We start from the raw sequence: 12,750 nt of genomic DNA, 5'->3' as shown, positions 1-12,750 counted from the left end.
GGAAGACGACACATGGAAACCCTGACCACACTCAAAGTTATCCACATAGCGGCCACCGTGGTGCTGCTGCTCAGCGGCCTCGGCCTGGCGCTGCTGGCCTGGCGCAAGCGCAGCGCCGGCCCGGCCGTGACTGTGCAGCGCCCGTGGGCGTTCGTGTGGTTGCTGATGGGCGTTTGCATGGTCAGCATGCCGTTTACCGGCTGGTGGCTGGTGCATCTGGTCGGCTGGCCATTGGGGCAGACCTGGATCCTGGGTTCCAGCATCCTCTATACCGTGGCCGCGTTGGCCTGGTTCTGGCTGGTGGCACGGCTTAACCGGCTGCGCAAAGGCGAGGGCGGCAGCTTGAATTTTACCCTGGTGCTGGCGGTGGTGAGCCTGGTGGGGTTTGTGGCGATTGCGGGGCTCATGGGCGCCAAGCCGGTTTAGGGTTTTAAACCGCGTCGGCTGCATCGGGGGCAAGCCCCCTCCCACACTCGACCGCATTCCAAAGGATGTACTCGGTTAAATGTGGGAGGGGGCTTGCTCCCGATAGGGCCATCAGCTACGCAGCGTAATCACCGGCCAACCACGCTTCTCGGCTTCAGCGCGCAGATTCGGGTCGGGGTCCACCGCCACCGGATGCGTCACCTGCTCCAACAGCGGCAGGTCATTCATCGAGTCGCTATAGAAGTAACTGTCTTCCAGGCTATGCCCGGTTTCTTCCAGCCAACGATTCAAGCGCGTCACCTTGCCCTCGCGAAAGCACGGTACATCGGTGCTGCGTCCGGTGTAGCGGCCGTTTTCCATCTCGCATTCGGTGGCGATCAGGGTTTCCACGCCCAGGCGTGCGGCAATTGGCGCGGTGACGAAACGGTTGGTGGCGGTGATGATCACCAGCTTGTCGCCAGCGGCGCGGTGCTTGGCCAACAGTTCAGCGGCCAGGGGCAGCATGATCGGCTCGATGCAGTCGCGCATATAGTCGTTATGCCATTCGTCCAACTGTGCCATCTCGGTGCGGCCGAGGATTTCCAGGCAGAAGTTCAGGTAGGCGGCGTTGTCCAGCTTGCCGGCCAGGTAGTCCTGGTAGAACTCGTCGTTGCGGGCTTTGTAGGCGACCGCGTCGAGAATCCCCCGTTCGCAGAGGTAATCGCCCCAGGCGTGGTCGCTGTCACCGCCGAGAAGGGTGTTGTCCAAGTCGAATAAAGCCAGGCGCATTGCAGTTACTCGCTGAAAAGTCTGTAAAAAGGCGTCAAGAATACGGTCTTTTCACAAGAGTGCACATAAGGTAAGAAGCCTCGTTGCCGCTGGAACAACCTTTGTGGAACAATGCGGCGACATGCGTTTGCGAGGTTGTTGCCGTGATCGACCCCGATGGTTTCCGTCCTAATGTCGGGATTATTCTTACGAATGATGCCGGACAGGTGCTATGGGCTCGCCGAATCAACCAAGATGCCTGGCAGTTTCCTCAAGGCGGGATCAACCCCGATGAAACCCCTGAAGACGCCTTGTACCGTGAGTTGAATGAAGAAGTAGGCCTTGAGCGCGAAGATGTGCAAATTCTGGCCTGTACCCGGGGCTGGTTGCGCTATCGTTTGCCGCAACGCCTGGTGCGTACCCACAGCCAACCGCTGTGCATCGGCCAGAAGCAGAAATGGTTTCTCCTGCGCCTGATCTCCAACGAGCAGCGGGTGCGGATGGATTTGACCGGTAAACCGGAGTTCGATGGCTGGCGCTGGGTCAGCTATTGGTACCCGTTGGGCCAGGTGGTGACATTCAAGCGCGAGGTTTATCGTCGCGCTCTCAAAGAGCTTGCCCCGCGCCTTTTATCGCGCGACTGACGACGGAGTTCGACCCCGAGCCATGCTCAATACGCTGCGCAAGATCGTCCAGGAAGTTAACTCCGCCAAGGATCTCAAGGCGGCGTTGGGGATTATTGTGTTGCGCGTCAAGGAAGCCATGGGCAGCCAGGTCTGCTCGGTTTACCTGCTGGACCCAGAGACCAACCGTTTTGTGCTGATGGCCACCGAGGGCTTGAACAAGCGCTCCATCGGCAAGGTCAGCATGGCGCCCAATGAAGGTCTGGTGGGCTTGGTAGGGACGCGTGAAGAACCCCTGAACCTCGAAAACGCGGCCGATCACCCGCGTTATCGCTACTTTGCCGAAACCGGCGAAGAGCGTTACGCCTCGTTCCTCGGCGCACCGATCATTCACCACCGCCGCGTCGTCGGCGTGTTGGTCATCCAGCAAAAAGAGCGTCGCCAGTTCGACGAAGGTGAAGAAGCCTTCCTCGTGACCATGAGCGCGCAGCTCGCCGGGGTTATTGCCCACGCCGAAGCCACTGGCTCGATTCGCGGCCTGGGGGGCCAGGGCAAGGGTATCCAGGAAGCCAAGTTCGTCGGCGTGCCGGGTTCGCCGGGTGCGGCGGTCGGTACTGCTGTGGTCATGTTGCCGCCGGCCGACCTCGATGTGGTGCCGGACAAGCACGTCGACGACATCGACGCTGAAATCAAACTGTTCAAGACGGCCCTGGAAGGCGTGCGCGCCGACATGCGCAACCTGTCGACCAAGCTGGCTACCCAGTTGCGCCCTGAAGAGCGCGCGCTGTTCGATGTGTACCAGATGATGCTCGACGACGCGTCCCTCGGGAACGAAGTCAAGACCGTGATCAAGACCGGCCAGTGGGCCCAGGGTGCGCTGCGCCAGGTGGTCACTGATCACGTCAACCGTTTCGAATTGATGGACGACGCCTACCTGCGCGAGCGGGCCTCGGATGTGCGTGACCTCGGTCGCCGTCTGCTGGCCTACCTGCAGGAAGACCGCACCACCAACCTGGTCTACCCTGACAACACCATCCTGATCAGTGAAGAACTGACCGCCACCATGCTCGGCGAAGTGCCCGAAGGCAAATTGGTGGGCCTGGTCTCGGTCCTGGGGTCGGGTAACTCCCACGTCGCGATTCTGGCCCGGGCCATGGGCATTCCGACGGTGATGGGCCTGGTCGACCTGCCGTACTCCAAGGTCGATGGCATCGACATGATCGTCGATGGGCATCGCGGCGAGGTGTTTACCAACCCCAGCGAAGTCCTGCGCAAGCAATACGCAGAGGTGGTGGAAGAAGAGAAGCAACTGGCGCTCGGGCTCGATTCGTTACGCGAATTGCCGTGCGTGACCCTCGACGGCCACCGCGTACCGCTGCTGGTCAACACCGGCCTGCTGGCCGATGTGGCCCGCGCGCAACAGCGCGGCGCCGAAGGGGTGGGGCTGTACCGCACCGAAGTGCCGTTCATGATCAACCAGCGTTTCCCGAGTGAGAAGGAGCAGCTGGCGATTTATCGCGAGCAACTGTCCGCCTTCCACCCGTTGCCGGTGACCATGCGCAGCCTGGACATCGGCGGCGACAAGTCACTGTCGTATTTCCCGATCAAGGAAGACAACCCCTTCCTCGGCTGGCGCGGTATTCGCGTCACCCTCGACCACCCTGAAATCTTCCTGGTGCAGACCCGTGCCATGCTCAAGGCCAGCGAAGGCCTGAACAACCTGCGTATCCTGCTGCCGATGATCTCCGGCACCCATGAGCTGGAAGAAGCCTTGCACCTGATCCACCGCGCCTGGGGCGAAGTGCGCGACGAAGGCGCCGACGTGCCGATGCCGCCGATTGGCGTGATGATCGAAATCCCGGCGGCGGTGTACCAGGCCAAGGAGCTGGCGCGGCAGGTGGACTTCCTGTCGGTGGGCTCCAACGACCTGACCCAGTACCTGCTGGCCGTGGACCGTAACAACCCACGGGTGGCCGACCTCTACGACTACCTGCACCCGGCGGTGCTGCAAGCCCTGCAACACGTGGTGCGCGACGCCCATGCCGAAGGCAAGCCGGTGAGCATCTGCGGTGAGATGGCCGGCGACCCGGCGGCGGCGGTGCTGTTGATGGCGATGGGCTTTGACAGCCTGTCGATGAACGCCACCAACTTGCCGAAGGTGAAGTGGATGCTGCGCCAGGTTGAGCTGAGCATGGCCAAGGATCTGCTGGCGGAGTTGATGACCATCGACAACCCGCAGGTTATCCACAGCTCGCTGCAATTGGCGCTGAAGAACCTGGGGCTGACGCGGATGATCAATCCGGCCTCCGCCAAAACCTTGTAGGAGCGAGGGGGACGCCTGGTTCTTGCTCGCGAAGAACGTCAACGATAACGCGGGGTGCTTGATTCCCCGCGGCGTTCTCAGGTTTTTCGCGAGCAAGAACCAGGCGTCCCCCTCGCTCCTACAGGTTGATGTCTACCTCGCCCAACCGCCCACCATGCGGTCCAAAGCTTCGCTCCACCATCCGCCGCGTGCCATCGGCATTCACAATCAACGCCGTGCTCGCCCGTGTCCCATAACTCGGGCTGGCGATAAACACACTCGACAGCAAACTCTCCGTCGCCAACCCCACGCCGGTATCCGGCAGCTCGGCAAACGGTGCAATCTGCGGATCGCTCAGAATCTCCAGTAGCGCTCCGGGCTGGGGGTCGTTCAGCAACTCACTCAGCGCGGCTTTGGCCTTAAGCAGTTTCGGCCAAGGTGTATCCAGCCCTGCATTGGATAACCCATACACGCCCGCTTTCAACTGCGTCGGCTCGGTGTGATTGGCGTTGTAATGCCACAACGCCTCCCGCGTCCCCACCAGCAGGTTAAATCCGGCATATTCAATCGAACGGCCGTTAACGTCGGCCAAATATTCGTCAATCGGTAGCGAACCACTGAGAAACCGCGCCACCAGTTCACCGCGGGACTTGCGTGCAGGCGGCTGGTGAGGATCACGGATGTTGGTCAGGGCGGCAAACCGCCCATCGGCATTAACTCCCAGCCAGGTGCCGCCGGCTTCCTGGTCGCGGCCGGCGTAGACTTCGGGCGCATCCGGCCACTGGGCCAGCGGCAGGCTGGGGCGGGCGTAGAACTCATCACGGTTGGCCGCGACGATCAGTGGCTGGGCATGGCCCGGCCGCCAGGCAAAAACAATCAGGCACATCAGGCGATTCCCTTTTGTGTTTTTAGCCACTCTACCCACACAGGCAGCAGCGTTCCATCGTATCCAGTTGGGTCGCATGCCTTCCATCCGTTAACATGCCGGACTTGGTTTGGGGGCTCCCATGGAATTTCTGCTGTATTTGCTGCTGGGCGCGTGTGCGGGTGTGCTCGCCGGGCTGTTTGGCGTGGGCGGCGGGATCATCATTGTGCCGGTGCTGGTGTTCAGCTTCACCTTGCAGGGCTTCGACCCGCAGGTGCTGACCCACCTGGCCGTGGGCACGTCCCTGGCAACAATCATCTTTACCTCGGTCAATGCCGTGCGTGAGCACCACCGACGTGGCGCGGTGCGTTGGCCGATCGTTGTATGGATGACCGTGGGTATCCTGCTCGGCGCCGGTTTTGGTGCGCTGACCGCCGAAGCAATTTCCGGCCCCAACTTGCAGAAGATCATCGGCGTATTCGCCCTGATCATCGCCGTGCAACTGGCCCTGGAGGTCAAACCCAAGGCCAGCCGCACGGTGCCGGGCAAGCTTGGCCTGACCCTGGCCGGTACCGTGATCGGCTGGGCTTCAGCGATTTTCGGCATCGGCGGCGGCTCGCTGACCGTGCCGTTTCTGACCTGGCGCAGCGTGCCGATGCAACAGGCGGTGGCCACCTCGTCCGCCTGTGGCCTGCCGATTGCCCTGGCCGGTGCATTAAGTTTCATGATTCTGGGCTGGCATGACCCGCTGTTGCCCGCTCATAGTCTAGGGTTCGTGTATTTGCCGGCGCTGCTGGGCATCGCCCTGACCAGCATGGTGTTTGCCCGTTTCGGCGCACGCCTGGCGCACCGGTTGTCGCCGCGCTTGCTCAAGCGGTTGTTCGCCGGCTTGCTGTTTTGTGTCGGTTTGAATTTTTTGCTGTAACGCAGGCTTAATCGCGCCCGGGCATGGTCCGGTCGCCATAACGAATGATTTAACGAGGAGTCGCAATGCTGCCTTACCCGCAGATCGACCCGGTGGCCCTGGCCATCGGTCCGCTGAAAATCCACTGGTACGGGTTGATGTACCTGATCGGCATCGGCGGTGCATGGCTGCTGGCCTCCCGGCGCCTGAACCGTTTCGACCCGACCTGGACCAAGGAGAAGCTCTCCGACATGGTGTTCTGGTTGTCGATGGGCGTTATTGTCGGCGGGCGACTGGGGTATGTGCTGTTTTACGATCTCTCTGCCTACATCGCCAACCCGACGCTGATCTTTGAAGTGTGGAAAGGCGGCATGGCATTCCACGGTGGCTTTATCGGCGTGATGATCGCCGCCTGGTGGTTCGGCCGTCGTAACGGCAAGTCGTTCTTCCAACTGATGGACTTCGTCGCGCCCCTGGTGCCGATCGGCCTGGGGGCCGGGCGCATCGGTAACTTCATCAACGCCGAGTTGTGGGGCAAGCCGACCGACGTGCCGTGGGCCATGGTGTTCCCGCCGTTCAGCGACCCGGCGCAACTGCCTCGCCATCCGTCGCAGCTCTACCAGTTCGCGTTGGAAGGGGTGGCACTGTTCCTTATCCTGTACCTCTTCTCGCGCAAACCGCGCCCGACCATGGCCGTTTCCGGCATGTTTGCTCTGTTCTACGGGATCTTCCGTTTCATCGTCGAATTCGTGCGCGTGCCGGATGCCCAACTGGGCTACCTGGCGTGGGGCTGGCTGACCATGGGGCAAGTGCTCAGCATTCCGATGATCCTGGTCGGCCTGGGCCTGCTGTGGTGGGCGTACAACCGCCCGCAACCGCTGAAGAACACCGCGCTTTAAATTCGAATGCCGGGGCCTGCGAGGTCCCGGCTTCAACGATACAGGTAATGACATGAAGCAATATCTCGAACTACTGAACGACGTCGTGACCAATGGATTGACCAAGGGCGATCGCACCGGCACCGGCACCAAGGCCGTGTTCGCCCGTCAGTATCGGCATAACTTGGCCGACGGCTTCCCGTTGCTGACCACCAAGAAGCTTCACTTCAAAAGCATCGCCAACGAGCTGATCTGGATGTTGAGCGGCAACACCAACATCAAGTGGTTGAATGAAAACGGCGTGAAAATCTGGGACGAATGGGCCACCGAAGAAGGTGACCTGGGCCCGGTGTACGGCGAACAGTGGACCGCCTGGCCGACCAAGGATGGCGGCACGATCAACCAGATCGACTACATGGTGCACACGCTCAAGACCAACCCCAACAGCCGTCGCATCCTGTTCCACGGCTGGAACGTCGAATACCTGCCGGACGAAACCAGGAGCCCGCAGGAAAACGCGCGCAACGGCAAGCAAGCCCTGCCACCGTGCCACCTGCTGTACCAGGCGTTCGTGCATGACGGCCATCTGTCGATGCAGTTGTACATCCGCAGTTCCGACGTGTTCCTCGGCCTGCCGTACAACACCGCCGCCCTGGCGCTGCTGACCCACATGTTGGCCCAGCAATGCGACTTGATCCCCCACGAGATCATCGTCACCACCGGCGACACCCACGCCTACAGCAACCACATGGAACAGATCCAGACCCAGCTGGCGCGCACGCCGAAGAAGCTGCCGGAACTGGTGATCAAGCGTAAGCCTGCGTCGATCTACGATTACAAGTTCGAAGACTTTGAAATCGTGGGCTATGACGCTGATCCAAGCATCAAGGCCGATGTCGCCATCTAGAGTCTGACGCTGGCCAATGTGGGAGGGGGCTTGCCCCCGATAGCGGTGGATCAGTTAAGTGAAGAGTGACTGACACACCGCCATCGGGGGCAAGCCCCCTCCCACATTTGAACCGTGTTCGCATTGAGTTAATGCCCGTGGCTTCTGCCCACATGTGAAGGCTCGGCCTCGCTGGCGGCAACACCTCCGCTGACCTCCAGCTGCTGCAAAATCCCACAGTGGTCCCCGCCGCCACAGCGTTGACGCAGGTCCAGCAACTGCTCCTGCAACGCCAACAGCCCGTCAATCCGCGCTTTCACATGGTGGATATGCTCATCTATCAAGGCATTCACGTTTTCACACTGGTCCTGAGGGCTGTCCCTTAAGCCGAGCAAACTGCGGATTTCTTCCAGGGTCATGTCGAGGCTGCGGCAGTTGCGTATGAAGATCAGCCGCTCGGTGTGCGCCTGGGTATACACGCGGTAGTTGGCCTCGGTGCGTGCCGGGGGGGGCAGCAGGCCTTCTTTCTCGTAATAACGGATGGTTTCCACCGGGCAGTCGGTCAGTTTGGCCAGTTCGCCGATCTTCATCGCAGCAATCTCCAAATGGGTGCTTGACCCTATAGTGGCTACAGGGTCTTTACTTGGCAACAGGCACCTTTACGGACGCGACAGAATGAGCGAATCCCTCCATACCCCGCACAAACATGACCACGAACATGATCATGGCCCGAAGAAACTCACGCCTGTGCATGACCACGGTCATGGCGGTTCGTGCTGTTCCGGCACGCCCGCGCCTGCACTGGTGCAGTTGAGCGAGGCGCCCACCGCCGGTTCGCGCCTGAGCACCTTCCGCATCGAAGCCATGGACTGCCCCACCGAGCAGACGCTGATCCAGAACAAACTGGGCAAGCTGGCCGGTGTGCAGCAGCTGGAATTCAACCTGATCAACCGCATCCTCGGCGTCACCCATGATCTGCCGAGCACCGCGCCGATCATCGATGCGATCAAGTCCCTGGGCATGCAGGCCGACCCGATCGTGGAGGGTACCCCGGCCGCCGAGCCGCCTGCCAAGAAGCATTGGTGGCCGTTGGCGTTGTCCGGTGTGGGGGCGTTGGGCGCAGAAATACTGCACTTCACCAACGCCGCGCCGACCTGGGTCATCGCCATCGTGGCACTGGTGTCGATCCTCAGCGGTGGCCTCACCACCTACAAGAAGGGCTGGATCGCCCTGAAAAACCTCAACCTGAACATCAACGCGCTGATGAGTATCGCGGTCACCGGCGCGATCCTGATTGGCCAGTGGCCGGAAGCGGCGATGGTGATGTTCCTGTTCACCGTGGCCGAGTTGATAGAAGCCAAGTCCCTGGACCGTGCGCGCAATGCCATCAGTGGCTTGATGCAGATGACACCGGAACAGGCCACGGTTCAGCAGGCTGATGGCCGCTGGATTGAAACGGAGGTCAAAAGCATTGAACTGGGCGCAATCGTGCGGGTAAAACCTGGCGAGCGCATTGGTCTGGACGGTGAAGTCACCGCCGGTCAATCCACCATCGACCAGGCGCCGATCACCGGTGAAAGCCTGCCGATTGAAAAGACCGTGGGCGATAAAGTCTTCGCCGGCACCATCAACCAGGCCGGTTCCCTGGAGTACAAGGTCACGGCGGCCGCTAACAACTCCACCCTGGCCCGCATCATCCATGCGGTGGAACAGGCTCAGGGCGCACGGGCACCGACCCAGCGTTTTGTCGATAGCTTCTCGAAAATCTACACCCCGGCCGTGTTCCTGTTCGCCCTGGGCGTGGCCGTCATCCCACCGCTGTTCATGGCTGGCGCCTGGTTCGACTGGATCTACCGCGCCTTGGTGCTGCTGGTGGTGGCGTGCCCTTGCGCGTTGGTGATTTCCACCCCGGTGACCATCGTCAGCGGCCTGGCGGCTGCGGCGCGCAAAGGCATCCTGATCAAGGGCGGCGTGTACCTGGAGGGCGGATACAAGCTGGACTACCTGGCGCTGGACAAGACCGGCACTATCACCCACGGCAAGCCGGTGCAAACCGACTACCTTGCACTGTTCCCCACTGTCGAAGACAGCGCCCCGGCCCTGGCTGCCAGTTTGGCCGGGCGTTCCGACCACCCGGTGTCCCTGGCAATCGCCAACGCGGCTGTGGATAAAAACCTGCCTGTGCACGTTGTGGATAACTTCGAAGCCCTGGCCGGTCGCGGCGTGCGCGGCGATATCAATGGCCAGACCTACCACTTGGGCAACCACCGCCTCGTGGAAGACCTGGGCTTATGCTCGCCGGAGCTGGAGGAAAAACTGTTTGCTCTGGAGAAACAAGGCAAGTCCGTGGTGCTGTTGCTCGACACGTCCGGCCCGCTGGCCCTGTTCGCGGTGGCCGACACGGTCAAGGACAGCAGCCGCGAAGCCATCCAGCAATTGCATGAGCTGGGCATCAAGACCCTGATGCTCACCGGCGACAACACCCACACCGCCCAGGCGATTGCCGCCCAGGTCGGCATCGACCAGGCTCAGGGCGACCTGTTGCCCACCGACAAACTGCACGCCATCGAAACCCTCTACGGCCAAGGCTACCGGGTTGGCATGGTCGGCGACGGCATCAACGACGCCCCGGCCCTGGCCCGCGCCGAGATTGGCTTTGCGATGGCTGCAGCAGGTACCGACACCGCTATCGAGACCGCCGACGTCGCCTTGATGGACGATGATTTGCGCAAGATTCCGGCATTCATTCGTTTGTCGCGGCAAACGTCGAGTATCCTCAAGCAGAACATCACCCTGGCGCTGGTGATCAAGGCGATCTTCCTGGTGGTCACGTTCCTGGGCATGGCTACCATGTGGATGGCGGTGTTCGCCGACATGGGCGTGGCCCTGCTGGTGGTGTTCAATGGCCTGCGCCTGTTGCGCAAATAGAGGATGAGAGGGTGGTGTGCTGAGTGCCGAGCTGAAGGCGTTTTTTATGGTTGCCCGCCTGGGCAGCATCACCCAGGCGGCGAAAAAACTCGGCCTGAGCCAGCCCACGGTCACCACCCAGATTCGCAACCTGGAAAGCCAGTACGGCGTTGAGCTGTTCTACCGTGGCGGGCGCCGCCTGACCGTCAGCGACGAGGGTGCGCGCCTGCTGCCGATGGTCAAGACGTTGCTGCAGCAGGAAGCGGACATCGAGTTTTTCCTGCGTAACAGCGGCCAGGTCCAGGGGGCGCTGAGAATCGCCGCGACGGCGCCGTACTACATCCTCGACTTGGTCAAAGCCTTTCGCGAACGCCTGCCGCACGTGGAAGTGTCGGTGGAAATCGGCAACTCCCAGCAGGTGCTCGAAGCACTGGACGATTACCGCGTCGATGTCGCCGCGTCCTCGCAGTTGCTCGAAGACCCGCGCCTGATCCGCCGCGTATTGGGCACCGATCCCCTGGTGTTGGCGGTGCACCGCAATCACCCACTGGCCAAGCTCGACCATGTACCGCTCAGTGCGTTGGCCGGGCATACGTTGTTGATGCGTGAAGCGGGCTCAACCACGCGACGGCTTACGGAAGAGATGCTGCAAGGTGCGGGCGTGAGCTACGGGCCGCTGCTGGAAATCGGCAGCCGTGAATCGATCCGCGAAGCGGTGCTGCGCAATATCGGCATCAGCATCATCGCCCGCCAGGAAGTGCCCCATGACCCACAATTGCGGGTGCTGACCATCGAGAATGCGCCGCAGATTCCGGAGTATCTGTACTGCCTCAAAGAACGAAAAGGCGCTCGCCTGCCGGCGGCGTTTTTGGGGTTGGCGCAGGAAATGTCGCCGATCTAAAGCCTTGTAGTGGCTGTGGGGACCAATCGGGAGCAAGCCCCCTCCCACAGGTGACCGCATTTCCATGTTGGAACTCGGTCAAATGTGGGAGGGGGCTTGCCCCCGATTGCGGTAGACCAGGCAACCCGTCTCTAAATGGCCTACCCAAATCTACGAATACCACTATCGCCGCGTTTTGCCTTTCTGCCACAAGAGGGACGCATTGCCTGCCTAGCATGGCCTTCATCAGTTTGATGAGGTGCCACCATGAACACAGCCCTGACCCAACCCGGCGCGCCGATGAACGTGCGCGGTATCCAGAAACGCTTCGGCGCTTTTACTGCGTTGGACAATGTGTCCCTGGACGTAGCTGCCGGCGAGCTGGTGTGCCTGCTGGGCCCTTCCGGCTGCGGCAAGACCACGTTGCTGCGCTGCATCGCCGGCCTGGAGCGCCAGGACAGCGGCGAACTTTACCTGGGTGATCGCGATGTTTCCCGGCTGCCGCCCCAGGCTCGGGACTACGGCATTTTGTTCCAGTCCTACGCGCTGTTTCCCAATCTCACCGTCGAAGCGAACATCGGCTACGGCCTCACCGGCAGCGGTCGCGATGAAGTGCGCCAGCGTGTCGGACAGATGCTTGAACTGGTGGGGCTACTCGGCAGTGAAAAGAAGTACCCCGGCCAACTCTCCGGCGGTCAGCAGCAGCGCGTCGCCCTGGCCCGTGCGCTGGCGCCGGCCCCGTCGTTGCTGTTGCTGGATGAGCCGATGTCGGCCCTCGATGCCCGCGTGCGCGAACATCTGTGCACCGAGCTGCGCCAGCTGCAACGGCGCCTCGGGATTACCACCCTGATGGTCACCCACAACCAGGACGAAGCCATGTTGATGGCCGACCGCATTGCCGTGATGAACAACGGCAAGGTCGAGCAATACGCTACGCCCCAGGAAATCTACGACCGCCCGGCCACGCCGTTTGTGGCGGAGTTTGTCGGCCAGGGCAATTGGCTGCCGTTCAGCCGCAACAGTGCCAGCCATGCCCAGGTCGGCGGGATGAACATGCGCCTGGCCGAGGATGCCGGCGGGGCCAAGTCCGGCCGGCTGTTCTGCCGCCCGGAAGCCATCAGCGTCAACCCGCCGGTGCATGAAGAAAACCTGTTCCCGGCCAAGGTCCGCGAGATCACCTTCCTCGGCAACCGCTGCCGCATGAGCTTTGAGCTGGAGCAACTGCCCGGCCATCCGCTGCTTGCCGAGCTGGCCCCGGAAGCCATGCCGCGCCTGGGCGCCCAGGACATCTGGGTCGCCTTGCCGCCGCGCAGCCTGCAGGTGTTTGCCTGA

At 61.6% G+C, this 12,750-nt stretch carries 12 protein-coding genes; 9 read left to right on the top strand and 3 right to left on the bottom strand.

Translation table 11 applies throughout. The annotated features are described in order from the left end of the window. The first annotated feature begins 12 nt into the window (after positions 1 to 12). Complete coding sequence (locus FBY10_RS06630; protein ID WP_131697544.1) at positions 13 to 426, top strand: DUF2269 family protein; 414 nt, start codon at positions 13 to 15, stop codon at positions 424 to 426. Between the two features lie 111 nt (positions 427 to 537). Here the strand turns inward: FBY10_RS06630 and FBY10_RS06625 are convergent, their stop codons facing one another. Continuing rightward, entirely contained in the window at positions 538 to 1,194 is a 657-nt protein-coding gene (locus tag FBY10_RS06625; RefSeq protein WP_131697543.1) for an HAD family phosphatase, read from the bottom strand. Positions 1,195 to 1,337: 143 nt separating this feature from the next. Between FBY10_RS06625 and FBY10_RS06620 the strand changes: the two genes are divergently transcribed. Both FBY10_RS06620 and ptsP read left to right on the top strand, forming a co-directional pair. Further along, positions 1,338 to 1,817: an RNA pyrophosphohydrolase gene (locus FBY10_RS06620; protein WP_053128161.1), complete on the top strand. Its 480-nt coding sequence runs from the start codon at positions 1,338 to 1,340 to the stop codon at positions 1,815 to 1,817. 22 nt (positions 1,818 to 1,839) lie between these two features. Continuing rightward, positions 1,840 to 4,119: a phosphoenolpyruvate--protein phosphotransferase gene (gene ptsP, locus FBY10_RS06615; RefSeq protein WP_092489401.1), complete on the top strand. Its 2,280-nt coding sequence runs from the start codon at positions 1,840 to 1,842 to the stop codon at positions 4,117 to 4,119. A 118-nt stretch (positions 4,120 to 4,237) separates the two neighbouring features. On the opposite strand, the gene FBY10_RS06605 is transcribed toward ptsP, so the two are convergent. Next, the gene (locus FBY10_RS06605) at positions 4,238 to 4,984 is read right to left on the bottom strand and encodes an NRDE family protein (protein WP_145336925.1); all 747 of its coding nucleotides are present in this window, start codon (positions 4,982 to 4,984) and stop codon (positions 4,238 to 4,240) included. A gap of 121 nt (positions 4,985 to 5,105) precedes the next feature. Between FBY10_RS06605 and FBY10_RS06600 the strand changes: the two genes are divergently transcribed. The 3 genes from FBY10_RS06600 (at position 5,106) to FBY10_RS06590 (ending at position 7,652) form a co-directional block, all read left to right on the top strand. After that, the gene (locus tag FBY10_RS06600) at positions 5,106 to 5,888 is read left to right on the top strand and encodes a sulfite exporter TauE/SafE family protein (RefSeq protein WP_145336924.1); all 783 of its coding nucleotides are present in this window, start codon (positions 5,106 to 5,108) and stop codon (positions 5,886 to 5,888) included. 65 nt (positions 5,889 to 5,953) lie between these two features. Then, positions 5,954 to 6,766 carry a prolipoprotein diacylglyceryl transferase gene (gene lgt / locus FBY10_RS06595; protein ID WP_090401608.1) on the top strand — a complete coding sequence of 271 codons (813 nt, stop codon included), beginning with the start codon at positions 5,954 to 5,956 and terminating at the stop codon, positions 6,764 to 6,766. Positions 6,767 to 6,818: 52 nt separating this feature from the next. After that, positions 6,819 to 7,652, top strand: coding sequence for a thymidylate synthase (locus FBY10_RS06590; protein ID WP_131697540.1), 834 nt, complete (start codon positions 6,819 to 6,821; stop codon positions 7,650 to 7,652). 128 nt (positions 7,653 to 7,780) lie between these two features. Here the strand turns inward: FBY10_RS06590 and cadR are convergent, their stop codons facing one another. Further along, positions 7,781 to 8,221 carry a Cd(II)/Pb(II)-responsive transcriptional regulator gene (gene cadR / locus FBY10_RS06585; protein WP_131697539.1) on the bottom strand — a complete coding sequence of 147 codons (441 nt, stop codon included), beginning with the start codon at positions 8,219 to 8,221 and terminating at the stop codon, positions 7,781 to 7,783. An 85-nt stretch (positions 8,222 to 8,306) separates the two neighbouring features. Here cadR and FBY10_RS06580 point away from each other — a divergent pair, with 85 nt between their 5' ends. From FBY10_RS06580 to FBY10_RS06570, 3 genes are all read left to right on the top strand, one after another. Continuing rightward, complete coding sequence (locus tag FBY10_RS06580) at positions 8,307 to 10,559, top strand: heavy metal translocating P-type ATPase (RefSeq protein ID WP_145336923.1); 2,253 nt, start codon at positions 8,307 to 8,309, stop codon at positions 10,557 to 10,559. Between the two features lie 16 nt (positions 10,560 to 10,575). Further along, positions 10,576 to 11,439, top strand: a complete 864-nt coding sequence (locus FBY10_RS06575; RefSeq protein WP_145336922.1) for a LysR family transcriptional regulator — start codon at positions 10,576 to 10,578, stop codon at positions 11,437 to 11,439. A 246-nt stretch (positions 11,440 to 11,685) separates the two neighbouring features. Further along, positions 11,686 to 12,750, top strand: a complete 1,065-nt coding sequence (locus tag FBY10_RS06570; RefSeq protein WP_131697536.1) for a putative 2-aminoethylphosphonate ABC transporter ATP-binding protein — start codon at positions 11,686 to 11,688, stop codon at positions 12,748 to 12,750.

Origin of the sequence: Pseudomonas sp. SJZ103, assembly GCF_007828335.1 — a bacterium.
Lineage (GTDB): Bacteria > Pseudomonadota > Gammaproteobacteria > Pseudomonadales > Pseudomonadaceae > Aquipseudomonas.
Note: the sequence above shows the minus strand (reverse complement) of the source record. Positions and strands in the feature narration are given on the sequence as shown.

Coding starts and splice junctions, on each gene's coding strand:
- FBY10_RS06605 (WP_145336925.1), bottom strand. CDS start 4,984: ATGTGCCTGATTGTTTTTGCCTGGCGGCCGGGCCATGCCCAGCCACTG.
- FBY10_RS06570 (WP_131697536.1), top strand. CDS start 11,686: ATGAACACAGCCCTGACCCAACCCGGCGCGCCGATGAACGTGCGCGGT.
- FBY10_RS06600 (WP_145336924.1), top strand. CDS start 5,106: ATGGAATTTCTGCTGTATTTGCTGCTGGGCGCGTGTGCGGGTGTGCTC.
- ptsP (WP_092489401.1), top strand. CDS start 1,840: ATGCTCAATACGCTGCGCAAGATCGTCCAGGAAGTTAACTCCGCCAAG.
- FBY10_RS06625 (WP_131697543.1), bottom strand. CDS start 1,194: ATGCGCCTGGCTTTATTCGACTTGGACAACACCCTTCTCGGCGGTGAC.
- cadR (WP_131697539.1), bottom strand. CDS start 8,221: ATGAAGATCGGCGAACTGGCCAAACTGACCGACTGCCCGGTGGAAACC.
- FBY10_RS06590 (WP_131697540.1), top strand. CDS start 6,819: ATGAAGCAATATCTCGAACTACTGAACGACGTCGTGACCAATGGATTG.
- lgt (WP_090401608.1), top strand. CDS start 5,954: ATGCTGCCTTACCCGCAGATCGACCCGGTGGCCCTGGCCATCGGTCCG.
- FBY10_RS06580 (WP_145336923.1), top strand. CDS start 8,307: ATGAGCGAATCCCTCCATACCCCGCACAAACATGACCACGAACATGAT.
- FBY10_RS06630 (WP_131697544.1), top strand. CDS start 13: ATGGAAACCCTGACCACACTCAAAGTTATCCACATAGCGGCCACCGTG.